The sequence below is a fragment of the Peribacillus sp. RS7 genome (assembly GCF_041956845.1).
Taxonomy (GTDB): domain Bacteria; phylum Bacillota; class Bacilli; order Bacillales; family DSM-1321; genus Peribacillus.
The window spans coordinates 4012515-4039504 of the sequence record NZ_CP168135.1; the positions used below are offsets into that span (position 1 = coordinate 4012515).

General features: G+C 38.6%; 26 protein-coding genes and 2 pseudogenes. 23 read left to right on the forward strand and 5 right to left on the reverse strand.

The genetic code is table 11. From position 1 onward, the window contains the following. Nucleotides 1-165: 165 nt before the first annotated feature. The gene (locus ACDZ29_RS20145; RefSeq protein ID WP_375088454.1) at nt 166-897 is read left to right on the forward strand and encodes a class I SAM-dependent methyltransferase; all 732 of its coding nucleotides are present in this window, start codon (nt 166-168) and stop codon (nt 895-897) included. Between the two features lie 169 nt (nt 898-1066). After that, nucleotides 1067-1636, forward strand: coding sequence for a GNAT family N-acetyltransferase (locus tag ACDZ29_RS20150; protein WP_375088455.1), 570 nt, complete (start codon nt 1067-1069; stop codon nt 1634-1636). 587 nt (nt 1637-2223) lie between these two features. Here ACDZ29_RS20150 and ACDZ29_RS20155 read toward each other — a convergent pair. Further along, nucleotides 2224-2550 (reverse strand): antibiotic biosynthesis monooxygenase family protein, encoded by a 327-nt coding sequence (locus tag ACDZ29_RS20155; protein WP_375088456.1) that lies wholly within the window; start codon nt 2548-2550, stop codon nt 2224-2226. A 351-nt stretch (nt 2551-2901) separates the two neighbouring features. Here ACDZ29_RS20155 and ACDZ29_RS20160 point away from each other — a divergent pair, with 351 nt between their 5' ends. From ACDZ29_RS20160 to ACDZ29_RS20205, 10 genes and pseudogenes are all read left to right on the forward strand, one after another. Continuing rightward, nucleotides 2902-3678 carry an aminoglycoside 6-adenylyltransferase gene (locus tag ACDZ29_RS20160; RefSeq protein WP_375088457.1) on the forward strand — a complete coding sequence of 259 codons (777 nt, stop codon included), beginning with the start codon at nt 2902-2904 and terminating at the stop codon, nt 3676-3678. An 83-nt stretch (nt 3679-3761) separates the two neighbouring features. After that, the gene (locus ACDZ29_RS20165) at nt 3762-4313 is read left to right on the forward strand and encodes a dihydrofolate reductase family protein (protein WP_375088458.1); all 552 of its coding nucleotides are present in this window, start codon (nt 3762-3764) and stop codon (nt 4311-4313) included. 294 nt (nt 4314-4607) lie between these two features. Beyond that, complete coding sequence (locus ACDZ29_RS20170; protein ID WP_289316937.1) at nt 4608-5477, forward strand: cation diffusion facilitator family transporter; 870 nt, start codon at nt 4608-4610, stop codon at nt 5475-5477. Nucleotides 5478-5909: 432 nt separating this feature from the next. Continuing rightward, entirely contained in the window at nt 5910-7538 is a 1629-nt protein-coding gene (gene abc-f, locus ACDZ29_RS20175; protein WP_375088459.1) for a ribosomal protection-like ABC-F family protein, read from the forward strand. A gap of 154 nt (nt 7539-7692) precedes the next feature. After that, nucleotides 7693-7983 carry a hypothetical protein gene (locus ACDZ29_RS20180; protein ID WP_375088460.1) on the forward strand — a complete coding sequence of 97 codons (291 nt, stop codon included), beginning with the start codon at nt 7693-7695 and terminating at the stop codon, nt 7981-7983. Between the two features lie 107 nt (nt 7984-8090). Continuing rightward, nucleotides 8091-8219 carry a hypothetical protein gene (locus tag ACDZ29_RS20185; protein ID WP_289335752.1) on the forward strand — a complete coding sequence of 43 codons (129 nt, stop codon included), beginning with the start codon at nt 8091-8093 and terminating at the stop codon, nt 8217-8219. Between the two features lie 18 nt (nt 8220-8237). Continuing rightward, a pseudogene (locus ACDZ29_RS20190) lies at nt 8238-8685 on the forward strand (Lrp/AsnC family transcriptional regulator). Nucleotides 8686-8927: 242 nt separating this feature from the next. Further along, nucleotides 8928-10544 (forward strand): gamma-glutamyltransferase, encoded by a 1617-nt coding sequence (gene ggt / locus ACDZ29_RS20195; RefSeq protein WP_289316934.1) that lies wholly within the window; start codon nt 8928-8930, stop codon nt 10542-10544. Nucleotides 10545-10701: 157 nt separating this feature from the next. Beyond that, nucleotides 10702-10938 (forward strand): chromate transporter, encoded by a 237-nt coding sequence (locus tag ACDZ29_RS20200; protein WP_375088461.1) that lies wholly within the window; start codon nt 10702-10704, stop codon nt 10936-10938. A 401-nt stretch (nt 10939-11339) separates the two neighbouring features. Further along, nucleotides 11340-12602, forward strand: coding sequence for an MFS transporter (locus tag ACDZ29_RS20205; protein WP_375088462.1), 1263 nt, complete (start codon nt 11340-11342; stop codon nt 12600-12602). Between the two features lie 614 nt (nt 12603-13216). Here the strand turns inward: ACDZ29_RS20205 and ACDZ29_RS20210 are convergent. Then, complete coding sequence (locus ACDZ29_RS20210; RefSeq protein WP_289324550.1) at nt 13217-13564, reverse strand: potassium channel family protein; 348 nt, start codon at nt 13562-13564, stop codon at nt 13217-13219. 217 nt (nt 13565-13781) lie between these two features. On the opposite strand from ACDZ29_RS20210, the gene ACDZ29_RS20215 reads away from it, so the two are divergent. Beyond that, entirely contained in the window at nt 13782-14204 is a 423-nt protein-coding gene (locus ACDZ29_RS20215) for a VOC family protein (protein WP_289324551.1), read from the forward strand. Between the two features lie 90 nt (nt 14205-14294). On the opposite strand, the gene ACDZ29_RS20220 is transcribed toward ACDZ29_RS20215, so the two are convergent. Together ACDZ29_RS20220 and ACDZ29_RS20225 are read right to left on the reverse strand one after the other, a co-directional pair. After that, nucleotides 14295-14510: a hypothetical protein gene (locus tag ACDZ29_RS20220; protein ID WP_375088463.1), complete on the reverse strand. Its 216-nt coding sequence runs from the start codon at nt 14508-14510 to the stop codon at nt 14295-14297. 258 nt (nt 14511-14768) lie between these two features. Further along, nucleotides 14769-15311: a TetR family transcriptional regulator gene (locus tag ACDZ29_RS20225; protein WP_375088464.1), complete on the reverse strand. Its 543-nt coding sequence runs from the start codon at nt 15309-15311 to the stop codon at nt 14769-14771. A gap of 416 nt (nt 15312-15727) precedes the next feature. On the opposite strand from ACDZ29_RS20225, the gene ACDZ29_RS20230 reads away from it, so the two are divergent. The 6 genes from ACDZ29_RS20230 to ACDZ29_RS20255 all read left to right on the forward strand — a co-directional run bounded on the left by ACDZ29_RS20230 (nt 15728) and on the right by ACDZ29_RS20255 (nt 20303). Further along, nucleotides 15728-17056: a PTS sugar transporter subunit IIC gene (locus ACDZ29_RS20230; RefSeq protein WP_375088465.1), complete on the forward strand. Its 1329-nt coding sequence runs from the start codon at nt 15728-15730 to the stop codon at nt 17054-17056. Next, complete coding sequence (locus ACDZ29_RS20235) at nt 17049-17345, forward strand: hypothetical protein (protein ID WP_375088466.1); 297 nt, start codon at nt 17049-17051, stop codon at nt 17343-17345. The genes ACDZ29_RS20230 and ACDZ29_RS20235 overlap by 8 nt, the downstream gene beginning before the upstream one ends. After that, nucleotides 17342-18424 (forward strand): DUF871 domain-containing protein, encoded by a 1083-nt coding sequence (locus ACDZ29_RS20240; RefSeq protein WP_375088467.1) that lies wholly within the window; start codon nt 17342-17344, stop codon nt 18422-18424. Before ACDZ29_RS20235 ends, ACDZ29_RS20240 begins: the two co-directional genes overlap by 4 nt. Before the next feature lie 44 nt (nt 18425-18468). Beyond that, entirely contained in the window at nt 18469-18774 is a 306-nt protein-coding gene (locus ACDZ29_RS20245) for a PTS sugar transporter subunit IIB (protein WP_375088468.1), read from the forward strand. A gap of 20 nt (nt 18775-18794) precedes the next feature. After that, entirely contained in the window at nt 18795-19121 is a 327-nt protein-coding gene (locus ACDZ29_RS20250) for a PTS lactose/cellobiose transporter subunit IIA (RefSeq protein WP_375088469.1), read from the forward strand. 279 nt (nt 19122-19400) lie between these two features. Further along, the gene (locus ACDZ29_RS20255; RefSeq protein WP_375088470.1) at nt 19401-20303 is read left to right on the forward strand and encodes an aldo/keto reductase family oxidoreductase; all 903 of its coding nucleotides are present in this window, start codon (nt 19401-19403) and stop codon (nt 20301-20303) included. A 106-nt stretch (nt 20304-20409) separates the two neighbouring features. Here ACDZ29_RS20255 and ACDZ29_RS20260 read toward each other — a convergent pair. Continuing rightward, nucleotides 20410-20870 (reverse strand): annotated as a pseudogene (locus tag ACDZ29_RS20260) (VOC family protein). A gap of 559 nt (nt 20871-21429) precedes the next feature. On the opposite strand from ACDZ29_RS20260, the gene ACDZ29_RS20265 reads away from it, so the two are divergent. From ACDZ29_RS20265 to ACDZ29_RS20280, 4 genes are all read left to right on the forward strand, one after another. After that, a complete protein-coding gene (locus ACDZ29_RS20265) occupies nt 21430-22686 on the forward strand; it encodes a MarR family transcriptional regulator (protein ID WP_375088471.1) in 1257 nt (418 codons plus the stop codon). An 84-nt stretch (nt 22687-22770) separates the two neighbouring features. Further along, on the forward strand, nt 22771-23877 hold the full coding sequence (locus tag ACDZ29_RS20270) for a mandelate racemase/muconate lactonizing enzyme family protein (RefSeq protein WP_375088472.1): 1107 nt from the start codon (nt 22771-22773) through the stop codon (nt 23875-23877). Nucleotides 23878-23906: 29 nt separating this feature from the next. Continuing rightward, nucleotides 23907-25325, forward strand: a complete 1419-nt coding sequence (locus tag ACDZ29_RS20275; protein WP_375088473.1) for a YfcC family protein — start codon at nt 23907-23909, stop codon at nt 25323-25325. 19 nt (nt 25326-25344) lie between these two features. After that, nucleotides 25345-26502 carry a M20 peptidase aminoacylase family protein gene (locus tag ACDZ29_RS20280; protein ID WP_375088474.1) on the forward strand — a complete coding sequence of 386 codons (1158 nt, stop codon included), beginning with the start codon at nt 25345-25347 and terminating at the stop codon, nt 26500-26502. The last annotated feature ends 488 nt before the right edge of the window (nt 26503-26990 follow it).

The window sequence follows — 26990 nt, forward strand, 5'->3', positions numbered from 1 at the left end:
ACTTCTGACAGCCGGAAGGTAGACAAGCGATGTGCTACTATAAGGACAGTGATTCATCAAGATAACGAGGTGAAAGAAATGGTAAGAAGGAGATAGGTAGCCTCCTGAAATAGATGTGGTTTTAATCTTAGGAGGCTATCTTGATTTATAGGAGATGTATGAATAATGAAACAAAACAAATATGATGATACAAATTTCTTTTCTGCGTATGAGCAAATGCCACGATCAATCAAAGGACTTGAAGCTGCGGGAGAATGGCATGTATTAAAAGAACTAATGCCAAATCTGCGCAATAAGAGTGTACTTGATTTGGGCTGCGGTTTCGGATGGCATTGCCGATTTGCCCGTGAGCAACAAGCTAGTTCCGTGATTGGTGTGGATATTTCGGACAATATGCTTCAAAGAGCTCGTGAAAAAACGGATGACCGTTTCATTTCGTATATTAAGATGCCAATTGAAGACATCGATTTTTCCGACTCTGAATTTGATGTGGTCATCAGTTCGTTGGCTTTTCATTACATTGAGTCGTATGAGGCAATCTGCAAGAAGGTCTATGATTGTCTAAAGCCTGGAGGCACTTTTGTTTTCTCGGTTGAACATCCAATCTTTACTTCTCGAAACGAGCAAGCATGGTATGTAGATAAACAAGGAAATCATCTGCATTGGCCAGTTGACAACTATCAATCCGAAGGTGTACGTGAAACAACCTTTTTAACTGAAAACGTTGTAAAGTATCATCGTACGATTTCAACTTATATAAATGACTTGATTGGTGCTGGTTTCAGCATTAGTGCAGTAAAGGAACCGATGCCTTCTGATGAAATGCTAAGAAGTGTTCCTGAAATGAAAGATGAAAATCGAAGGCCGATGTTTCTAATGATTTCAGCAGTGAAGTAAATGGATTCTTTAAATGATTGAAACAAGTAAGGCGTTTCTACGAAAGTAGGGACGCCTTTTAGTTATTACATTTATTCTCTAAGCAATAAAGCGTTGATTATCGGTGTTAATTAGGTAATGATTAAAACAGTAAAATATGGAAAAAAGGACTTTGGAGGAGGGAAATAGGATGGGGAATGTATTTCCGCTTATTGAAACACGACGATTGATTTTAAGGGAAGTAACGATTGAAGACGCGGGTGATATGTTTAAATATCTATCTGATACGGATGTAGTGAAGCCAATGGGGTTAGATCCATGCCAAACAGTAAATGACGTATGGGATGAAATTAAGTGGTACGAATCTATATTCAAAGAAGGTACGGGAATCAGATGGGGAATTACATTAAAGAATTCAGGTAAGGTTATAGGAAGTTGTGGTTTTCTGAATATGGTCACCAAACATCATCGAGCTGAAATTGGATATGAATTAACTAAAGATCAATGGGGAAAAGGCATTGCGAGTGAAGCGTTGGAAGCCGTCGTTATGTATGGTTATCGTCACTTTCACCTGGAAAGGATTGAAGCCTTGATTGAACCGGATAATCTCCCATCCCAAAAACTAGTGGAAAAGCAAGGGTTTAGAAGAGAAGGATTGCTTAGGCATTATGAATATACCTGTGGCAAATTCGATGATTTATATATGTACTCACTCATAAAAGAAGATCTTAACGGCATCATGCATTGTGAAGACCGCTAACTAAGTGCGCGGTCACATTTTGTCGACAAAGTGGGTTTCGGAATGCATTCATCCCGAAACCCTTTCACGATTTTACGGAGGGAATGATTACCACTTTTTTTAAGGGGATTTTAGCGGTCTCAGGCTGAAGACAAACTCAATGGAAAGCGAGTTTGACTTCAGTTTAAAAAACGTTCCGGTTATTTTCAGAAATCAGCTCCCTTTCGGCCGACTGTATGCCAAGCCACCTAACCGCAGGCGTCTTTGGTGTCTGCCAGTTACTCTCCAGGAGTGTCGTAAATTTCTTCAATCTAATAAGTGTTTCATAAAACAGTAAAAATCCATAATGGAAACTAGTCTTAAACATGGTTCGGGATGAACAGCCTAATGTAAAAAAATTCTAGTTGATTGGAATGGAAGGTACGAGACTCCTGCGGGAAAAGCGCGTCCAAGGGAGACCCCACAGGCGCAAAGAGCGCCGAGGAGGCTCCCGGACCGCCCGCGGAAAGCGAGTGCCTGGAATGGAAATCAACGTTCAAATTTACAAACCCTCAAAAAAGTAAAAGCGGTCTTTTTTTATAGCTGAAAATTCATAAATTTCAGTCTCCCTATTTGCTTGTATAATCTCTTTCAACCTTACAAATTCGGGTTGAGTATGACGAGTACCAATCTTTCATGCCTTTTTCTTGTGCCTTTTTGTGAGCAGCATTTTCTTTCCAAAGCTTTATGGCATCCAGGGACTTCCAATAGGATACGGTAATTCCTAACCCGTTTTGATCTCTTACACTTTCGACTCCTAAATAGCCAACTTGTTGAGCGGCAAGTTCATCCATGAAATCAGCGGTTGAATTGTAACTTGTGTCATCCTTATCGCTTCTTTCAGAAGTGAAAATACAAGCGTAATAGGGCGGTTCAGGGGTATTTGCAAAAAACATGAAATGATGCCTCCTTCTAACTTAATATTCAAAATAATAACACATCCGGAAGAACATGGGGAGGGTCTGTCTCCTGATAAAGCTGATTGTAATATGAAAAGCCATTCCCGGAAAGTAACCATCTTCAGACAGTCAATGATGGTGATGGTGGGCGTTGGTCTTCAGCCAAGAAACTAGCGCAAGACAGAAAGTTCACTAATCCGCAGGTCATAGGAAGAAGGGATTTTTTTCTGATTCACGAATATATTAATTTGAAGGTTTTACAAAAAAAGGAGATGGTTTTCTTGTGCGGGATTCGTCAGTAAACATATAGAAAGGGATGCGTTTTTACCGAAACATCGCGATATTCTTTTGGGAAATGCATTAAAAGATTTATCGGCAGATCCAGATGTTTTGGCTATTTACCTAGCCGGTTCATTAGCAAAAGGAAACTATGATAATTACTCTGATATCGATTTGCACACCATTGTTATACCAGAACGGAAAGCAGGTTTTTTAAAGGAAAAAAGGAATAGAGCCAATAACTGGGGATATGTTTCATTTCACGAAGACTACAATCCTTTATCACCGTACGTTGTCTCTCATTATGAGTCCTTTGTGAAAGTGGATAGCTGGTATCACTCACCTGAGGAAATGGTACCTTCCATTTGGTTAAAAGAGGTTGAAGTCCTTTATGATCCCCTAAATATTATGAGCCATGTTATTAAGGAATCAGCTAAGCAAGTGTATAAACCCTCACCGGATGAAGTTGACCATTGGAGAGGAAAGCTGCTTGCATTTGTCCACGAAACCTACCGAGCTATTATGAGGGAAGAAATATTTCATGCACTATCCAATCTTGATAGGATACGATGGTTGATTGTGTCTGGTTGGTATATGGAAATGGAAGAACACGTAGATGGACCCTATGGAGTATGGACGAAAATCGAAGGTGAAAGAAGTAAATTAGATGAAAAGCAATTATCCCTTTTGGAAGGTTGGGATTGTGGCCGTAATACAAATGAAATCATGAAAACGTTAAGAGATATGATCCCAGAATTCCTTAGACTTAATAAATACCTTTGCACACAAGTGGGTGTCGAAGCAAATGAAGACCATATCAAACGAATAATGGATATGGCTATCTGATACTTTTGCTAAGGTTAAGGGACATCGTACATTTGGAGCTCAGGAAATAACATTAGTGTAATCACTTTTGGAGGGATGACTAAGTGGCAGAATTGGTATATCATGTAGCCGTTTCACTGGACAATTTCATTGCCGATCAAGCAATGTTGGAAGGGGATATCAATCATTCTTTTTTCTTATTTGAAGGAGATCATGTCCCAGACTTTTTATCTGATATCCAGCATTATGAAGCGGTGTTGATGGGAAGTAAAACATATGAATTTGGATTTCAATTCGGAGCTAAACCGGGTGAACCAGGCTATAAGGGTTTGAAACATTATATATTCTCGAGCTCCCTTCAGTTTGAATCGAATGAGGAGGTAGAACTTATCAAAGGAAACGCCGTGGCGTTTATTGAAAACCTCAAGCAGCAAGCTGACGGAAAGCTATGGCTTTGCGGAGGCGGAGAACTGGCTGGAACGTTATTAAAACATAAACTCATTGATCAATTGGTGTTGAAAGTGAATCCAATCATAATCGGTGAAGGCATCCCTCTTTTCGGCAGCGTTAAGCCGAGTCTAAAATTAGATTTAGTTGAAATGAAACAATATCCAAACGGAGTGATTAAACCCACATATAATATTATTTATACTTAGGAATATGGTTAAAACTTCATCTCCCAATTCAGGGGTGTTTTACTGCAGTAGTGGGGGGGCGTTGGAGCAGCCCCTTTTTTAATGCAACAAATCTTCATTCGGAGGGGATATTTAGCATCTCAAGGGCTTTTCTTAATAAAAGTTCCATAAAGATTACACTTTTCAGATAGTTTGCCGTGTGCAACATAGTTATCTATCACTTACTTATATAAAACGATACAAAAAGGTTGCTATAGACCCACCCATTTTTAAGTTGATATTATATTCATGTACTTAATTGTGGGGGGAAGTTGAATGGAAGAACAGAAGTATAATGACCTCAAATTAGGCGAACGTGGTGCAATCATTAGTATAATTGCTTATATTTGTCTATCTATCATGAAACTGGCTATAGGATACATAAGTGACTCAGCCGCTTTAAAAGCGGATGGTTTGAACAATACCACTGATATTATCGCATCGATTGCTGTATTGATCGGTTTAAGGCTAGCTCAAAGACCCCCGGATAAAGATCATGGTTATGGTCATTGGAAAAGTGAAACGATTGCTTCAATGGTAGCTTCATTTATTATGTTTGCCGTTGGTGTACAAGTTTTAATAGATGCAGTTGCTTCCATGCTTAAAGGTGGAAAGGAATCACCTGACATTATTGCAGGGTATGTAGGCGTTTTATCTGCAATAGCCATGTATTTTGTATACCGATATAATAAAAAACTTGCTCTCAAAATTAATAGTAAAGCCGTTATGGCAGCTTCAAAAGATAATATTTCCGATGCTTGGGTAAGTATCGGAACAGCTATAGGGATTTTCGGCTCCCAATTAGACATGCCTTGGCTGGATTCCCTGACTGCAATCATTGTTGGACTATTAATATGCAAAACAGCTTGGGATATATTCAGTCAAGCCTCTCATGAACTTTCTGACGGATTCGATGAAAATAAAATTCATCTTTATAAGGATGTAATTACAAATGTGGATGGGGTCAAGGGGATAAAAGAAATTAAAGGGAGAAATTACGGGAATAATGAAGTGATTGATGTTGTCATCCTTGTCAATTCTACGTTAGATATTAAAGAAGCTCATGATATAGCGACCCATGTAGAAAAAGTGATGATGAAAGATCATGGAGTGTACGATGTTCATGTCCATGTAGAGCCCAATTAACATGAACACTAAGGAAAACGGGCATCAATCAAGCTTTACAAACATATGATACTATGCAATCATTAATTCATTACATTGGAAGGAAAAGGTACCTCATACAATGAAGCAGTAATCTTATCTAATAAACAGTAAATCTAAATCTATTTCACTGGGTGTAAACGGTTAGGATGTTCAATGGAAGTACGCTTGTTAGCTCTCCTGATATTGGTGAGTAAAGTGAGCATCACTTTTTCATTTGAACAAGATTCTTTTTAGATACCTTGTGAGATTTTAATGATTATGTTTAGAGATGGGATTCGTCTGTTCATTTATAGGTACTAATTCATATACAAATACTTTTTCCGTTATCGAAATCGGAGAGGTATATTTGGTTTATGTATATGAATTTAGTAACAGGCGATCTCTCTCTAGAAAAATAGAGGGGGATTTTACATGTTATTTTTAAAAGCTAATGATTTAAAGAAAAGCTACGGGAACCGTGAAGTTATTTCCGTTGATTCACTTCATCTATACAGTCATGATCGTATTGGCTTGGTTGGTAAAAATGGAGAAGGTAAAACGACCCTGCTTTCTATTTTGGCAGGCGTTAAGGAACCTGATTCCGGTTATATAGAGAGCTATGGGACAGTCAGTTACATCCCACAGATAGAAGAAACTGAACAAGAAATAAGCGGGGAGTTAACGAGTATATGGAAACTGCCCAATGAGAATCAAGAAATGGTAAGTGGCGGCGAACGTACTCGAAGAAAAATTGCCGCCGCGTTGACTTCCAATGCGGATGTATTGATCGCGGATGAACCTACCAGCCATTTAGATGTATTCGGAATTGAACAATTGGAAAAGGATTTAAAGTCATTTAATGGCGCAATATTGCTTACTTCACATGATAAATCATTTTTAAATCATCTGTGTACGACAATATGGGAAGTTGAGAAAGGCAAGGTTACTGTATATGAAGGGAATTACGAAGCATATACCTCACAAAAGCAAGCAAAAACAGAAAAGGAAAATAAGGAATATGAAGAGTATACTCGCGAAAAGAATAGGTTGAAACAGGCTGCACAAAACCTCCAAGCCAAATCTGATTCAATCAGGAAAGCCCCTAAACGAATGGGCAATTCAGAAGCAAGGCTCCATAAACGCAGCTCTGGAAAACAGAAGGCGAAATTGAACCGTTCTGCTGAAGCGATTGAAACTCGAATCGATAAGTTAGCAAAAAAAGAAAAACCTAAGGAAGATACCCCCATCATCTTTGATATTTCAGAATTTCCATCTCTGCGCAGCAAAAGGGTCATTCGATTTAATGGCTGTTCCCTGAGCGTCGGATCTAGAATGTTGAAACAACATATTTATGGAGATGTACCCCTAGCATGCAGACTCGCCATCAATGGTCAAAATGGTTCAGGAAAAACCACATTGCTGAAAAAGATAGTGGAAAGACATGCAGATTTATATGTCGCGAAGCCAGCAAAGGTAGGTTTTTTTGCACAACAACAAGAAAATTTGAATGAAAGTAAAACGGTACTTGAAAATGTTTTGGAGGATAGTCCCTACAATCAAGCCTTTATTCGCACAGTATTATCACGATTAGCTTTTAAAGGAAATGACGTTCACAAACAAGTAACAGTCTTAAGCGGTGGGGAAAGAGTCAGGGCTTCGCTAGCAAAAGTTTTTTTGGGAAACTATAATGTACTGGTTTTGGATGAACCAACAAACTACTTGGATATTCATACTAAAGAGGCTTTAACCGAAGTGTTAAAAGCATATCCAGGAACCATCATTTTTGTGACTCATGATCGTTCATTGATTCAATCACTTGCAACACATGCACTTTCATTTGAAGATGAAACTCCGAGAGTAAGGGCTGTAAATCAAGAATCACCAAATTTGAATACTGGCAAGGAAGGTCATCAAGATAAACAGGCTGAATTTCTTATGATTGAAGTGCAAATCATCGAGACACTTGGAAAACTGTCCAGCGTTATGAATGAAGAGGAAAAAGAGGAATTGGATAGGGAATTCCTACAACTCTTGAAAAAGAAAAAGGAGCTTGAAGGTTAAATGCAATCCATTAAAAGGCCCTTCTCATTCGAGAAGGGCCTTTTAATGGATAAAAAGCTATAGTAAGTAAAGAATTTGGTTCCTCAAAACCTGAAGGTGAAAAAACGGTTAAGGAATGTTAAAATTAACCAGACACTTTAAGGAGGTACTTATTTTGATTGGGATTCGAATTGAAAAAATAAATGAAAATTTGATCATTAAATGGCAGTTTTCCAAGGTGACAATTCCCTTCTCGGACATCTTAACACTAACTAATGATGATACGTACGGGGGAGAAGGGAAGAGTGCGATTAGAATCGGTTCTCCGTATCCTGCCACGGACAGAATCATGATCAAAACAACTGAAGAGAAATATATATTGTTCACTTCGAATGCCGTGTCGCTTAAGAATAGATTAACATCATTTATTAATGAAAGTACGACGATCTCGTTCTGTTACTATTAAGTAAACGATAGATTTATAGTTTACACTAAAGCTTAAAAGCTGTTGAAGATATAATTAGTAGACAGATTTAAAAGTGTATACGATATATTAAAAGGGTGGGGCATCTATTGGCAAATAGTCTGCACCATTATGGCATTCGGGTAGAGGTTGCAAAAGATAATAATGATTTAAGGTACATGATTACAGAAAAAGGGATACCGATTCAAGATGCTTGTCTTAGGAATCCCGATCACTAGGCAAAGTGTGTGAAGCAGATGGAAATTAACGATACTGATAAAAATCTTAGAGATATTAATGCAAAATGGTCGAACTTCGTATTCGGATATAGGAAAAGAACTAAATCTATCACGCAATGTTGCACGTGATCGTGTGCAGCAACTAATGGAAAAGGGTGTTATTGAAAAAATCAGCGCTGTTGTCAACGCTGAAGCTGTAGGTAAAAAAGTATCGGCCTTTTTTGAAGTGGATTGCGAACCTGCAGACTTAGTGAAAGTTGCAGAAAAACTAGCTAAAAATCCAAGTGTTGCAAGCTGTTACCAAATGACAGGACCTAGTACTTTACATATGCACGTTTTAGTTGAGGACTTTTCTTCCTTGGAATTCTTTATCAATAATGAACTATACGGGATAGAAGGTATTTCTCGAGTGGAAAGTCATATTTTACTACGTCGTTTCAAAAGCAGATCAGGATTAAAACTATAATAAACTCCTCTTATAATCGGGGAGTTTATTTTTTTTAAGTGATTTTATTGAAAATTAAAAACTTTTGTAAAAATATGTTTTGTTTTTCCGGAAAATAGTATATAGTTATTTTGAAATCGTGCAATTGTTAATGAAAAATTGCATTTTAATTAACAAACGTTAGAAAAAACATTTTTTTCGTTCGTTTTGTTATTTTTTACTTGAAAATGAGTGATGTTACGTTTAAAGGGAGGGGTATTATAATGGCTTTACAGTTAGATCCACATTATTCACCTTACACATCACAACGAAATGTAGTATATGCCAAGAATGGAATGGTCGCTACGTCTCAGCCTTTAGCTGCACAAGCAGGGTTAGATATTTTGAAAAAAGGCGGTAATGCGATTGATGCAGCCATTGCAACAGCTGCTTGTTTGACAGTAGTAGAGCCTACCTCAAACGGAATTGGGGGGGACGCTTTTGCGCTTGTTTGGACTAAAGGACAATTACACGGACTAAATGCAAGCGGTCCAGCACCTATGAATATCTCTATAGAGAAGGTAAAAGAAAATGGACACGAAAGTATGCCAAAGTACGGCTGGCTGCCGGTAACTGTACCAGGTGCTCCGGCAGCTTGGGTAGAATTATCAAAACGTTTTGGCAGACTACCGCTTTTAGAAGTTATGAAGCCAGCAATTGAATATGCTGCAAACGGCTTTCCTATTTCACCTACGCTAGGTCGCTTTTGGAAAAAGGCATTTGAACAATATAAACAGGAATGTACAGGAGCAGAGTTCGAAGCTTGGTTTGAGACCTTTGCTCCTAAGGAACGAGCACCTGAAGTCGGAGAAATATGGTCGTCTCTTGACCACGCTGACACACTAGAAGAAATCGCAAGAACAAACGGAGAAAGCTTTTACAAAGGGGCACTTGCAGAAAAAATTGCAGCAGCTTCTGCGACTTACGGGGGCTATTTAACAAAAGATGATTTAGGAAACTTTAAACCAGAGTGGGTTGATCCCATTAAAGTAAACTATCGCGGCTATGATGTTTGGGAAATCCCACCAAATGGACAAGGTATCGTAGCTCTTATGGCACTAAACATACTAAAAGGATTTGATTTTACAGCAAAAGAAGAAACAAATACATACCACAAACAAATCGAAGCAATGAAACTTGCTTATACTTGCGGAAAGCAATACATTACAGACCCTAAGCATATGGGTGTAACTGCAGAAGAGCTATTAAGTACTTCGTATGGCCAGCAGCGTCAAGCACAGATTGGAAGTGAAGCATGCATGCCAGCTCCAGGTGTACCGCCACGTGGAGGAACAGTGTACCTTGCAACAGCAGACGGAGAGGGCAACATGGTATCTTTTATCCAAAGTAATTACATGGGCTTCGGTTCTGCGGTTGTAGTACCCGGAACAGGAATTGCCTTACAAAACCGAGGACATGATTTCAGCCTTGATCCTACTCATTATAACTGCCTTAAGGGCGGTAAGAAAACATACCATACGATTATTCCAGGATTTTTAACGAAGGATAATCAACCTGTTGGACCATTCGGTGTAATGGGAGGATATATGCAGCCGCAAGGGCATGTTCAAGTCATTATGAATACAATAGATTTTCACTTACATCCTCAAGCTGCTTTAGATGCACCAAGATGGCAGTGGAAGAATGAAAAAACAGTTGAAGTAGAAAAAACATTCCCATCCCACATTGCAGAAGAATTAGTACGAAAAGGCCATGATATTAAAGTGGCGGTAGACTCAGGTTCGTTTGGACGGGGTCAAATTATATGGCGAAATCCTGAAACAGGTGTACTGATTGGTGGCACAGAATCAAGGACAGATGGGGCAATTGCCAGTTGGTAATCCACAGTAAAGGATTAATTTCAATAAACAACTAGACATTTTTGACGCGTTTTTCGCAGCAGCATGCTTGGATATAGTGGGGGACCTACAACGATTCCTCTCGTTCAAGAAGAGGTAGTAGAGCGTTTAAATAGATGACAATGAGGAATTTGGCGAAGTGTTAGGGATTGAATATACGTTACCTGGTCCAATCGCAACAAAGATGGAAATCTACATCGGATTTCAAGAAGGTGGATACCTTGGCTCATTCCTGGCAGCAGTATTTGCAACAGTTGCTCCGTCTCTCATACACATGCTAACTCTAATGGTTCTTCTGTATAAATTTGGAGCTTATCCGCAAGTTAAACGCATGACGCTTATGTTAAACCGACAATTGCGGTGCTTCTTGGAATGATGGCATTTCAATCATTCTATTAATCTTACTTTCAAATAGGAATAGGCAGTTATTTATTAAAGAAAAAAAGTGAAAGTACACCCTGGATTAGTAGTATTTGCTTCATTCATATACGGTGCTATCAATTTGTAGTGTAATCTGTAGAGTCCCTATTTATAGGCTCTACAGATTACACAATAGGGTATGTTCTTAAACCCTACTACTAAAATCACAGATGAGTATTACACTTTATATTCATAATTCTCGAAAATTAAAGCGCTTTCATTTTTAAATTATGATAAAAAATCCAGCCGTATTGATCTTAATTAAAATTAATAAAGTCTATTGTGCTTCCTTATCTAAGTTGTCTCATGTATTGAACCAATATCATTTTATTATCAAAAAAGGATGTGTTTACTGTTATGAAATTAAAATGGGTTGTTATAGCTTTTTTGTCTGTTCTTTACTTGATTAACTTTACAGATAAGGCGATTATCGGGTACGCAGCTATTCCTATTATGGAAGATTTGGATCTAAACTATGGTCAATGGGGTATAGTTGGAAGCAGCTTCTTTTGGTTCTTTTCAATAATGTCTATAGTTGGAGCTGCATTGTCAGATCGAATTGGAACGGGTAAAATGCTCGTTTTCATGGCTATTGGTTTGTCAATAGTACAGTTTGGAGCATTGACAATTTATGGGTTGCCAATGCTAGTTATGTGTCGTGTCCTTCTAGGTGCTATTGAAGGACCGTTTCATGCAACTGCTATTAGCCATATAAGCAAACATTTCGTTCCTGAACAGCGAGGCCTTGCGATTTCCATTATGAATACAGGAAGCATGCTCGCTAAATTTATGGTCCCTATTCTTATTTACATGATTGGAATTTATGGTTGGCGAATGGTAATGGTTTTTTTAGGAGTATTAAGCCTGGTTTGGGCAGTTCTGTGGCTATTAACTTTTAAAGGGAAAAATGAGAGAAATATAGTGAAAAGTGAATCTACCATAGTTTCCGAAAAAGTAAAATGGTCAGAGATATATCCACTTTTTCTATCTTCAACTTTTATCTTTACTTGCCTTGCTCTATTCATGGCTTACTGGATTCTCACATGGTCGTTTATATGGATGCCGACCTATCTTGTTAAAATTGTGCATTTAACACAAACACAGATGGGCTATACAGTTATGTTCATAGGTCTTGGTTCTGCTATTGGTGGTATACTTATCTCATTTATCTCAGATCGGTTACTTAAAAAGACAAAAAATCTTCGAAAATCCCGTGTGCTTGTTGCTGGACCATCTCTAATATTAGCAGCTATATGTTTTTACTCTACAACATTAATCCAAAATGAATTTGGAGCAATTATTGCCTTATTTTTGGGAATGGCGTTTGTAAATGGTATGTTCCCACTTGCACCCCAGATTGTGAATCACTTACTTCCTGAACGAAGAGGATTAATGTCGGGTGTTTTGCTAGGGCTTGCAAACTTGTCAGGAATTATTGGCCCAGCTGTAACAGGTTTTGTTGTCCAATCTGCAGGCGATAACATTAAGACCGGATTTAATTACTCTGTTATAATGACTGCCACTTTATTATTAATTGCCAGTCTTATTTTCAGCATTTTTACTAAACCTGATAAACCCGTTAAAAATATATCATCATCTTCTAGAGTTGTAAATTTATAGAAATTTAAAAGGAAAGCTAACAACCGACCTTTCCGAAAACCGTCTGGTAACGGCGGTTCAATTAAGTTAAATCCAGAATAGAATATCTTTCATAGACGCTTTAGTGCCCTTGATGATTCCAATAGGAATTATCGAGGGTTTTTGTGTAGGGTTCTGGTGCAAAACCTTCAAAACAAGTGCAATTAATCTTTAAATCTGAACATACTGATACTAATCTAAAAGAGATGTGGATCAAATATGGCAATGAAAATTTGTTTAATGAAAGCATTATCAGCCTGAAAATATATTCATCTGACTGTTAGATTTCCGATTTGGGTGGAACGGACAGAGACAATAATGTTGGGGTATCCCCTCAAGAGGTAAGGCCCAGTATAACTCTTTCGCAAAGTCTATCGTTTAGCTTGCAAATCGTAGACAAACACTTGCCAACAGAAAGGACGAATAAATAGAGGGATTTGGGTCATTAAAGCACCTGTTTTTTTGTAGTAAATCCACGGGGAAAAGAGACAATTTTATACGTATAGTAAGATCAATGATGTGCAGAGTACTAGTAGTGAAGGTTTGAACTAGGACATCAAATAGGAATGCCAATTTTGATAAGCATTCCTATTCATTTAGATTTCGCTACTGTTGCTCTCGTTTTCCGGTTTCTTTATAATGGCATATGCAAGGTATCCTATTAAGCCCATGAACAATCCGGTGCCGCCTACAATATAAATCATTGTAAACACTTTTCCGAAGTTTGTCTGCGGTTCAAAACTCGGGTGTCCAACCGTGCTAAGAGTGACAACACAGAAGTAAAGGGATTCAATCACAGTTAAACCTTCCTGCTTAACATAGAAGATGGTGCCGGAAAATAACATAACCATGACCAATACGAAAAGAACTTGGAAGTTCTTCAATTTAAAAGCGGACCAAAGCGCTTTTAAGAAACGTTTCAAGGTGAGGATAAATGAAATCATTGGTAATCGCTTTTCCTTTCGGTTTCATTACAAGTAGTAAATGTTATTCGTCTTGATTAGTTAATCATTCTACTATACAGGAAGACAGTTCAGATTTACAAAAAAAACGCTTTCATTTTGGTCTGGTTTGAACAAAGTTACTCAATTTTATTATTGTCTAATAAGTTTCAGGAATTGGGAATGAATGATAGGGGATAAAGTAAGAAGGGAGCCGATCATGAAACCACGTATTACTGTCATTACATTAGGTGTGGATGACTTGGAAAAATCACTGGAATTCTATCGGGATGGCCTGGGGTTTCAAACAGAAGGGATAGTGGGCAAAGAATTTGAGCATGGCGCCGTTGCCTTTTTCGATCTACAAGCAGGCCTTAAGCTTGCCATATGGGGTCGAGAGGATATAGCACATGAGGCCAAGGTCTCTTTGTCCCCGGCAAGTCCTACTGAATTTACCATTGGTCACAATGTAGGTAGCAAGGAAGATGTGGATATCGTATTGGAACAAGCAAGAAAAGCTGGCGCGATTATAACCGATCCGGCACATGACACTTTCTGGGGAGGATACTCTGCACACTTTCAAGACCCGGATGGGCACCTATGGGAAGTAGTTTGGAATCCGCAGTGGGACATCAACGAATAATGTATTCAGTGTTGTTGGAAGCACCATCTCCAGATCAAGGGGATTAATGCAGAAAGCAAACAGGTTAATAAGATGAAACAAGCACTTTACCTAGAGGTTAAGTGCTTGTTTTTTATTAATGAATTCCCTACTTTTTGCAATCATTTCTTTATTCTTTTCAATCGGTTCGTTATTACTGTATTTCACCTGCGCATTAACGGTATCGTTATCTTCCATGTATTCAAGCAGCAAGTCTACAGCTTTGTCCATCAATCTTTCGATGGGGATATTTCTTTCTTCAACCAGGTTAGTAAGTCTATTAGTCAAATACGGATTGAGTGTAATGTTTATTGGTTTTCTCGTTTCGGAATTAATAGGTCGTTCCACCTTTAGTCTTTTTATCAATTATATACCTACAATTGAAGGTAAACAAATATTAATGCAGGGATATGTATGTAGGAATGGGCTTGTACAGAATCGAAAGAATCAGAGAGCATAAAGGCCCCCGCAATCATGGGATGTATATTTAAAAAAGAGTGGGTGACGCTTTTTATTCTAAACATTCAGATGAAAATCTAGATTTGCCTATTTTGTCATAGTCATTAATTGCTGAATCACTTTTTCACGTAAGTCTTCATCCAACGGGGCTATATTGAAAAGTTCTGAGTAATAAAGACCATCAATTGCCAATCGAATAATGGTTGCTGTTATCGGATCAATATTATCCTGTTCCACTTTCTTTTGAACATATTGATAACTTTGTGAAATGCTCTCAGATAAATCTGGATTTAACATGGAGGCAGCAATTATTCCAATATTCAATTCGGCGTTATGTTCCAAATCCCATTTGGAAACTTCGATTAATGCACGACACCATTTACCTTTTTCAATAGGGTCTACGTTCTCTGCATGTTCATTAAACCGTATATTGAATTTTTCGAAAATATATTCCGCTAAACCGATCATCAAAGCTTCCTTACTTGGGAAGTGATATAATAATCCACCTTTGCTGACTCCTGCTTGTTTTGCCACAGAGTCTAAAGTTAATGAATTAAAATCATTTTGGAGAATGAATTCTGTTGCAGATTTTAAGATATGTTGACGCTTGATACTGGCTTTTGATTCCATATGGTTCGCTCCTTATAAAACAACTGACCAGACGGTCTTTTATTTATTATACCTTTAGATGTTTTTTCATCAAATTGGTTCCATAAATAATAGCGTGTAAAAAGCTGGGGAAATCATTGAATAACGTACACTCACGCATTTTAAGAACATTTTAGAGAAGTAGGGCGGTAATTTCCAATAGGAATAGTCTTAAGAGTATAAAAAGTTCCATTGTTAAAGGGAATCCACGAAAGGGATTTCCTTTTTATTTATTGGAAGGCACTGTACTTCTAAGTAAGTTCTCTATGATTTCAAAGTTTGTAACGGGGACCATAATTTCTCAATAAAAATGTTGACATAATCAATATAACGTTATAATGTTTATTTATTGGAATTATGTGTTTTTTCAGACTTTTAATCAAAAGGGGGAAAAGTTATTGAATAATTTTATGGGGTTACTCGAAGCGAAGGTGCTGCCAGTTGCAAATAAAATTGGTTCACAACGACATCTACTGGCAATCCGGCACGGCGTTCTGGCAACACTTCCATTGACGATCATTGGATCATTCTTTGTAATTCTGCTGAATTTTCCAATTGATGGATATGATGAATGGATTGCTCCTTATCGTGCTGCTTTGGATGTGCCGTTTCGGTTTACAGTGGGAGCTATGGCTTTATATGCAGCATTTGGGGTGGGGTCAGCTCTTGCTGGCCATTATAAATTAGATCAACTCAGTGCAGGCCTTCTATCAGTCTTAGCCTTTCTGATCACATGTGTTGTGCCTACCCAGGTAATGGAATCTGTTCCAGGGGTGATAGAAGCGGGACGCTGGTTACCCATCAGCTCTTTGAGTGCAGCCTCTTTATTCGGAGCTATTGTAACATCCCTGATTTCCGTTGAAATTTTTCATTTTCTAATTAAACGCGATATAAAAATCAAATTACCGGAAAGCGTTCCGCCAATGGTATCGAATTCCTTTGCAGCCTTGATACCAACATTAGTGGTGGTCCTTCTTTTCTGGGGCATTCGGTATGGTTTAGGCTTTGACATTAACTCAATCATCACTACCTTGGTGTCACCTCTCAAAAATCTATTGGTTGGAAATAGTTTAATAGGAGGTCTGCTTACTGTCTTTCTCATCGTTTTCTTTTGGTCTCTGGGTATTCATGGACCTGCAATATTAGGTCCGATCATACGGCCAATGTGGGATTCGGCTATTCTCGAGAATATGGATGCATTTGCAAGAACGGGTAATGCAGCGAATTTGCCCAATTTATTTACCGAACAATTCATTCAATGGTTCGTTTGGATTGGTGGTGCAGGTTCGACTTTATCGCTTGTTGTACTGTTCTTGTTTTCAAAATCGAAGTATTTGAAAGAGCTGGGTAAACTGTCCTTTGTTCCAGGGATTTTTAATATTAACGAACCTATCATTTTTGGAGCGCCAATTGTCATGAACCCCATTTTAATGGTTCCATTCATTGTTGCTCCATTGGTAAATGTCATAGTTTCCTACACATTCTTTCAATTAGGATTAATACCTATGATAATGGCTAAGCTGCCGTTTACGGTCTTTAGTCCAATTGCAGCAGTAATCAGTACAGATTGGACAATCATGGCCGGGGTTCTGGTTTTATTGAACTTCTTCATCTCATTAATGATCTATTTTCCATTTTTCAAGATGTTCGAGAAGCAGCATTTGCGTGATGAAAATAAAATAGAAGCTGGACCAGAGGAAAAGAAGGCAGGCATCAAATATGCTTGAAATAATATTTGCAATCCTATCATTTGTAGGTGCCCAAATCATATTTTCCCGTACAGCGCTAGGTGAAAATTTAACACCATGGAAATCAGTCGGCCTGTCTATTTTAATCATTAGCTTTTCCATCATTCTGTTTAGTGCATTGGGATCGACTTATTATTTAATTGTCATTGTACCAACGATCATTTGTTCTGTAATGGTATCCTCCCGCTACCGTGACTATTTAATGGGTTTACAGGCTAAGCGGGCTCGATGGAAAGAAAGTAGAAAAGGAGTGAATGATAGCTTATGAGAAGATTGGGAATTTCAATCTATCCGGAGCACTCTACACCGGATAAAGACAAGCAATATATAAAACTTGCACATAGCTATGGTTTTGAACGAATTTTCACGTGTTTATTATCGGTTTCAAAACCTTATGAAATTGTTATCGAAGAATATAAAAATATTATTTCTTATGCGAAAACGTTAGATATGGAGGTCATTCTGGATGTTGCTCCAGCTATTTTCGACAAGTTTGATATTAGTTATGATGATTTAAGTTTTTTCGCTGAATTGGGTGCGGATGGTGTTCGTTTAGACCTTGGATTCGATGGCTTAAAAGAAGCTAAAATGACATACAATCCTTATGGATTGAAAATTGAATTGAATATGAGTAATGATGTCGATTATTTATCGAATATCCTGACGCATCAAGGGAATAAAAATCAAATGATTGGCTGTCATAATTTCTATCCCCAAAAATTCACAGGTCTTCCTTATGACTTCTTCATCTCTTGCAGTAAACGTTTTAAAGAACAGGGCATTCGTACAGCAGCATTTGTTAGTTCACAAAATGGTGATATAGGACCTTGGAGTATTAATGATGGATTATGCACATTAGAACAGCACCGAGAACTTTCAATCGATGTACAAGCAAAGCATCTGTGGGCAACTGGTTTAATTGATGATGTAATTATCGGGAATGCGTACGCGAGTGAAGCCGAATTGAGAATGCTGGGGTCGTTACAACGTGACATGATCGAGCTGAAAGTGGAACTCCATTCGGATGCGTCATCCATCGAGCGAAAAGTTGTATTGGATGAATTACACCTTCGCCGTGGTGATATCAGTGAGCATATGGTCCGTTCAGTGGAGGTTCGGAAAAAATATAAGAATGAAGATTTTGCAATCCGGGAAAGTATCCCACAGCGAAAAGGGGCAGTTTTCATCGGCAATGATTCTTTTGGTAAATACAAAGGTGAACTTCAAGTCATTTTAAGGGATATGCCATTGGATGAACGAAAAAATGCAGTTGCCCATGTAGTAAAAGAAGAACATTTTTTAATGGATTATATTAAGCCATGGGGAACATTCAGATTGATTAAATAACCTGTACCATTTGAATACAACTCATTTTTAAGGGGGAATATGGAATGAATATACTATTATGTTGTTCAGCAGGAATGTCCACTAGTTTGTTGGTTAATAAGATGGAGAAAGCGGCGGCGGAAGAAGGATTGAACGTAAAAATCCAGGCTGTTGCCACTATGGAAGTAAGAAACCATATTAATGAAGTGGATGTTATTCTCTTAGGTCCACAAGTTCGTTATTTACTTAATGATATAAAGAAAATAGGGGATGAGAAAGGGGTACCGGTAGATACAATCAATCCAATGCATTATGGATCATGTAACGGCAAGGAAGTATTACGTACGGCTCTCCAATTGATTTCAAAATAACAATATTATGGGGTGTTAATATGACGAAAACAAAAGAGGATCTATCACAATTATCATTTCAATTGATTCTCCATAGCGGGAATGCCCGCAGTTGTGCAATGGAAGCCATCGCATTGCAAAAACAAGGTAAATCAAGCGATGCCCAAGATAAATTAAAGGAAGCGGAACATGAGTTTGTCGCTGCACATAAAATCCAAACCGCATTGATCCAACAAGAAGTGAATGGTGAGGAATTCGAAATTCCAATGCTCTTAATCCATGCTCAAGATCACTTGATGACATCCATGACAACAAAAGATTTAGCGATAGAAATCGTGGAATTACACGAGAAAATACAAAGGGGCTAACTAAGTGATTTGATATTTCGTGCTGGAAAGGGGAAGGAGGTTGCTACGGCAGCCTTTTTCTTATGGATCAAACGTGGGAATCTGCACTCTTAAAGTGGCGATAAATAAATGTGGAATTAAAGGGTCACTCAAGATTAGAATTCTTCGGAATTTTAAATTATACTAAGGTTCATGGCAGTAGCGAAAGATACTGGCACAAAAATAAAAACAAGAACACAGGAAAGCCATAACAAACAACTAATTAACTAGCCGATCATGATATAAAAGGGGAGAAAAAACATGCAAAGAGTCAATCTAACTGAAGATCTTAGTCTTTCGCGCATTGTTCACGGTATGTGGAGATTGGCTGATTGGAAACTTTCCAACGAGGAAATCCTATCTCTTATTGAACATGGAATGGATCGGGGGGTCACTACATACGATCACGCTGATATATATGGTAGCTATACATGTGAGGGGATTTTTGGGGACGCACTTTCATTAAAGCCATCTTTACGCGATAAAATGGAGATTGTCACAAAATGTGGCATAGTCATCCGATCAGAAAACCGTCCTTCTCATAAAAGTCACCATTACAACACCGATAAAACTCACATTATAAAGTCTGTTGAACAATCTCTTATAAATCTTAAAACGGATTATATTGATTTATTACTTATCCATCGTCCGGATCCCCTAATGGACCCGGCGGAAACGGCTGAAGCATTTAATCAATTAAAAGAATCAGGAAAGGTCCGAAACTTTGGAGTATCGAACTTCAAAAAAACGCAATGGGATATGCTTCAATCTTACCTTGAATTTCCTCTTGTGACGAATCAACTGGAACTTTCTGCATACAATCTTGAAAACTTCGAAGACGGAACCATTAACTTATGTCAGGAAATGAGAGTGGCTCCTATGGCATGGTCACCGCTTGCAGGAGGAAGCATCTTTGAGGAATCGAATGAAAAGGCTGTCCGCTTAAGAAAAACGTTAGAAATCGTAAAAGAGGAAATCGGTGCTAAAGGAATAGATGAAGTTATGTATGCATGGCTGTTGAGACATCCTGCAAAAATCGTTCCTATCGTTGGATCCGGTAAGAAAGAACGTCTGGACAGTGCCATTGATTCACTAAACCTTAGCATGAAAAAAGAACAGTGGTTTAACATTTTAACTAGCTCGATGGGACATGATATCCCGTAATAATCTATACATTTGTACAAGAATCCTTTGCCTAGATCAATGGGGACTTCCGTAAGGAGATCCCCATTCTTAAACTGCAACAAACAACTGGGAATCATCTCTCCATTTATATTGGGAATCGTTTATACCAATCTTCTAATGACATCTCCCCAAAACTTTCTTCAAAGTCCAACCTTAATGGAGCAATCAATTCAAGGACATTTCCATCTGGGTCCTCAAAATAAACGGCAGCATGAGCTTGAGGGTTATTATCGAGAACTAAAGGCACTGTCCTTCAGTAAAATTAAAGAATGGGCGAATGTCAATTCCTCTATCTTTCAGCCAATCCTTCGCAGATGGCATGTCACCTAAATCAATTTGTAAAGCCACATGACGGATGGAAGGATGATAGGGGATTTCCACTTGGTCCGTTTTCCAAAGACCAAGCCAACTTTTCCCTTTCTCAAGCCAGAAGAAAACGACCCTCTCGGTTCGATAGGCAAGCTCTAATTCAAGTTTGTGGTAAAAATCAATCGACCTTTGCAAATCTGATACTGGTAAATGTGCTTCATAGAGACCTTTGATCATCTTGAACTCCCTTCAGAACAAATGTTTTGTTGGTGAATTAGAAATGAATACTTTATATGTGGAAGCTAAAAGCCGGTAATCCGAAAAAGCAACCCGATAATTCCGCAGAAATGTAATACACCATGCTAAGTGAAATAAGCATGCCAATGGAAAAGCTACTACATTTACTTTTCTGACTAAAGTAAACTAAAAGGGTGGCAGAAATGGTTCCAATTATCATGATCAAACGGAAAAGAAGGATAGGGTTGTAAGGAGGAAATGACAAAGTCATTAATACTTCCTTATTTCTCCCGATTCTCCATTCCTTATTCATAATATACTAAAAAATACAAATATGGGCGATGTTAGTTTATCGTAAGTGACATTACCATTTTCATAAGTTCTTGGGGAACGTGATGGACTACCACTTGCAAGCATGATTTTGGTGAATGTTTTTTAGCTACTAATAAGATTCTAGCGTTATAATAAAAATAATATTTCATTTTAGAGGTGAAACAACATGAAAATCGGTGTTATAGGCTCAAAGTATTTTTTGGAATCCTTATCTGTCCACTTTCCCATGTTTCCTGAGGTTCAATTCATTTCCTTTCAATATGATATGCCGGAAGAAACCAGTCTATTAATTGAAAATGCGGGCAAACAAACCGATTTAATACTGTTTTCAGGTTCCATCCCTTTTTATTATGGATACGAACAAGTTAAACGGAATTTAATAGAAGCTATCTATGTCCCTTTTGATGAATTGACAGTTGCGCTTTCGTTGTTATCGATTTCTCATAGGGAACAGGTTACTATAAATGAAATCTCAATCGATTTACCGGACAAAAACCGGTTAATGAAGGTATTGGAAGAATCAGAAATCGCAGAAAAACCCCTTTATGTGAAGGATTATCCTTGGATATACAAGAGGGAAGAAGATACCCAGATCCTAAACATAGCAGAATTCGTTCAATTCCACAGAAATATGCATAAGGAAGGAAAAACCCATTTCGCACTAACGAGCATTCATGCTGTTTATCAGGAGCTTCAAAGGCTATCAATTCCTTGTAGATATATGGTTCAGCCCAAACATACTTTAATGGACAGTCTCACAAAAGGTATTTCCTTGTTGAAGCTAAAGAAAACGGAAGAATCCCAGATTGCTGTCATTTCCATTCAAGATTATCAACAAAATCTTAAAGAAAGTGATCTATTTTTAAATTTTTTACAGAAAGTGAGTAAGAGATTACAGGCTCGTGTTTCTCTTGAATACTTAAATCCACATTTGATTTATACTACACGCGGAGCACTGCAGGCGTTTGAATCAGAAATTTATGATGAAATCATCGGACAAATGGAACAAGAGTTTCAAACTTTCTTCCAAATTGGCATTGGATATGGATATACGATTCAAGAGGCGGAAAAACATTCGGCACAAGCATTATTTTTTACCAATAAATTTCTAAAGAGAAAAACGGTAGCTTGCTTAGTTGATGAAGATCAAAAACTTCAGGGACCATTATTTGAAGGAAATCAACAGGTGGAATTGAAAAATGAAGATGAATCCATTCAAAAACTAGCCAGGGAACTAAAAATGAGTGCGAAAAATATAAAAATGATTCATCAGTTCATTTCGATAAATCATTTTCGGGCTTTTTCTGCAGCAGAGCTGGAGGAATACATGAGCTGTACCAGAAGATCGGCAGAAAGATTCGTTAAAAGACTCACTGAAGGAGGCTGTCTCAACAAAATTGGAGAGGAACACCCATATGGGCAAGGAAGACCTCGGAATTTATATGTACCTGCGGAAAAATTCAAGAAAATTACTGAAAATTAAATTTTCAGACTTTACAGAAAAAATAGATTGGTATATATTGTTTTTATTAACGACATATAGCGACAGTGAAAGGGGAGGATAGTTTTGTTTATTGAACGTTGTGAAATTCATGCCATTCATTTGCCATTAAAAGAGCCATTTGTCATTTCCTATGAAACATACAAGCATATGCCCTCTATTATCGTAAAATTAATAGCCGATAACGGGATGGTGGGATATGGGGAGGCAGTGCCTGATGAACATGTGACTGGGGAAACGTTTTATGCGACATTCGAAGTACTGAAGCATGTCCTGTTACCGGTTGTAAAACAGGAAAATCCTTTTAATTTAGAAAAGATACACGATATCATGAACTCTGCCATCATTGGAAATCCCTCCGCAAAAGCGGCCATTGATATAGCTTGCTATGACTTGATGGGTAAATATACCAAATTACCGATTTATGATTTATTAGGTGGGAAATTCCATGAATCCCTCTCTTTCGCTAAGGTTTTAAGTATTGACGAACCGGGGATTATGGCTGAAAAAGCACAGGAAGCCGTCGACCAAGGTTATAGTTCATTAAAACTTAAGGTCGGTTGGGATATTGACTCAGATGTGGAACGGATTGCTGCGGTTCGACAAAAAGTCGGGAAGAAGGTTCCAATTCGGGTCGATGCCAATCAAGGATGGGGAACTTATGCCAATGCACTTCCAGCAGTGAAGGCTCTGGAACCATTTAACCTTTCATGGTTGGAACAGCCGATTAGAATGGGGGACATTGACGGTCTTGCAAAGCTTAAGGAAAAAACGAACATACCACTTATGGCTGATGAAAGCATCCATCACGGAACCCATTTACAAGAAATCATTAAAAAGAATGCCGTAGATATAATCAATATTAAACTAATGAAATGCGGCGGAATCTATCAGGCTATCCAATTGGCAAAAACAGCAGAATTTGCAGGAATCAGCTGCCAAATCGGTTCAATGGTAGAATCATCAATCGGGTCCGCAGCAGGGTATCATACAGCCATTTCACGAAAAAACATTACCAGTACTGAATTGACGGGTCCGCTGCTATTCAGTCTCGATATTGGAAATCTTGATTATGAAATTCCATACGTCCATCTAACAAAGGAACCTGGGCTTGGAATCATAATTAACGAGGAAATTCTTGAGCAATTAACCATAAAAAAAGAACAGGTTTAAATATAATTCGTACATGATGAGGTGAATGGATGGAAACCGAAAAAAATAGTGTACCGGTCAAGAAAAAGACAAGGTTAAAAGTACCGCATACATACACGCTTATTTTTATCATAATCATCTTGGCAGGACTAGCCTCATATGTAATTCCGGCTGGTGAATTTGACCGGGTTGAAGATAAAGAATCGGGTAGAATGCTTGTAGTCGACGGAAGCTATCAAGCTATTGAACAAGACCCTGTGAGCTTCTTTGACCTTTTCACCTCCATTCCATTGGGATTGGAAAAGGGAGCCCAAATTATTTTTTACATTTTTCTTGTAAGTGGTGCATTCGGGATCATACGCACTACTGGGGCCATTGAAGCGGGGGTCTACAAAGGGGTCCGATCACTTGAGGGGAGGGAGAAGCTTTTAATTCCGTTGAGTATGCTGCTTTTTTCAATTGGCGGTTTTAGCATGGGGATGGCAGAAGAGACCATCATCTTTGTACCGATTGGTATCGCCATAGCAAGGGCGATGGGCTTTGATGCAGTTACTGGAACGGCCATGATTACACTTGGGGCAGCCAGCGGGTTTTTCGGAGGCATGCTCAATCCCTTTACGGTCGGGGTGGCACAATCACTGGCTGAAGTACCTTTATTCTCTGGAATCGGTTTTCGCTTTGCAGTCTATATTTTTGTACTGGCATTTGCCATTTGGTATGTTAGCCGTTATGCAAATAAGGTAAAGCTTAATCCTGAAAAAAGCGTAATCTACGATATTGAACAAAAAGAAAAACGCACGGATGGTTTGGTCGATTTCCCTGAATTGACGGCGCGTCACAAGCTAGTCTTCATAGCGATGATCTTTGGGCTGGCTTTTAACATTTATGGCGTGTTTAAATGGGGTTGGTTTTTAACCGAGCTCACCGCTTCATTTTTGATTATGGGTATCGTTAGCGGGCTTGTCGGCGGTTTACAGCTTGGGAAAATATTTGATTCATTTATCGAGGGAGCCAAAGCGGTAACATTTGGGGCATTGATCGTCGGCTTTGCAAGGGCTATAACAGTAGTGCTGGAAGAAGGGAAAATCATAGATTCATTGGTCTTCATGGCGGCGTCCGGGATAAGTCATTTACCGCAAACGTTGAATGTCGTAGGCATGTTCTTCACTCAAGCAATCCTGAACTTATTCATTTCTTCGGGTAGCGGACAAGCTGCGGCAACAATGCCGATCATGGTTCCCATTACGGATATATTGGGTTTGGAAAGACAGCTTGCCGTACTTGCCTTCCAATATGGGGATTCGGTTACGAATTCCATCATCCCAACGTCATCAGCGTTAATGGGATATTTGGCCATCGCTGGGATTCCCTATGAGCGATGGGTGAAATTCATTTGGAAATTAATTCTCGGGTGGGCTTTGATTGCTTGCATCGCATTAATTGCAGCAGTGGCCCTCGGTATCTCCTGAGAGAATAAGGAGTGGTTTGATGAAGGAATTATTGAATGAAATTAAACCTCAAGTTTTGGATTTTTTCCACCATCTTCATGAGAATCCTGAAGTAAGCTGGAATGAATATCAGACTACAGCTTATATTTCAGAGATTCTCATGAAAAACGATCTTGAGGTGACAAGTTTTGGGGATATGCCTGGGATCGTGGGCAATTGGTATCCAAAGGAAGGGCGAAATAAGTTAACGGTCGGATTGCGGGCTGATATGGATGCTCTCCTTCAGGAGGTCGACGGGACAATACGTGCCAACCACTCATGTGGGCACGATGCTCACATGACGATTGTATTGGGTGTCTTGCTGTTATTAAGAAAAATGAAGACCAATCTTCCTGGTACGTTGAAGTTTATTTTTCAGCCTGCCGAGGAAGTTGGTGAAGGTGCTTTAAAGATGATTGAAAAACAGGTATTGGATGATATTGATTTTCTCTATGGTCTTCATTTGCGCCCCATTCAGGAAATTAAGTATGGACAAGCTGCTTCAGGAATCATTCACGGGTCAGCCGATACAGTGTTCGGTGAGATTCACGGATTTGACGGGCATGGTGCCAGACCCCATTTGACTTTAAATGCCATTGAAGTGATCACTGACATCGTTGAACAGCTTAAAGGAATACGGCTAAACCCGCAATTATCCTATTCAGTAAAAATGACACAGGTTTCTGCAGGAGGGGAAAATGCGAATATTATACCTGGGTCCTCCAAGTTCAGTCTTGACTTACGCGCCCAAACGAATGAAGCGATGGATGAATTGATCGAGAAGGTGGACGATGTCTTGACGAAAATGTCGGTCTTCCATCAATGTCAAATTAGCTTCGAGCACAAAGAAAGAGTTTATGCCGCATGCATTGACCAAGAAGCGGAACGATTTATGGAGAAGGCAATCGAAAAAACCTTAGGGGCTAAAGGGGTCGTTAAGCCCATCATTACCCCCGGCGGGGAGGATTTTCATTTTTATACAAAGGAAAGACCTGCAATCAAAGCCACGATGCTTGGAGTGGGCTGCGATTTAAAGCCAGGGTTACACCATCCCAACATGGCATTTAATCAGGAAGCCATTTTCACAGGTATTGAAATATTAACGAGGGCAGTCATTGAAACCTTTTCTAAATATAACAATAAAGAAGGTATCATTTAACCGGTCTTCGTAAAGATGATGAATATTTCTTTGGGACCAGACCTATTAGTTGAAAGAATCTTTTATTGTTCATGTAAATGGAAAACAAGCGAAGGTCACCAAAGGATTGGTGACCTTCGCTTATTAATTGTTTGTTCTGTCAGAGAAGTTTTCCCCTATTTTATCCAATTGATTATATTGCAAAAAATCTTCCATGATCTGCTCAGATTCCATTATTACTTTTTTTATGAATCACCTAGCTCCATTATTGTCCTCGCCCCTTCAACTGCACGAATGATATCCAAGTAGGAAGTTTCCATTTTATCCTTGTTTAGACGCTATCCCCCTTGAACACCTGAGGCTGGATCGATCAGGCCATGTTTCGCTAACTTCGTTAGAACTTTCGACAAGTAGGTCGAAGAACCCCCCCGTTTATTGTATATTTCATTAAAACCACCTATTCCATCATAAAAAGTCTGTATGAACCATTATTACTGTTTTAACAAAAC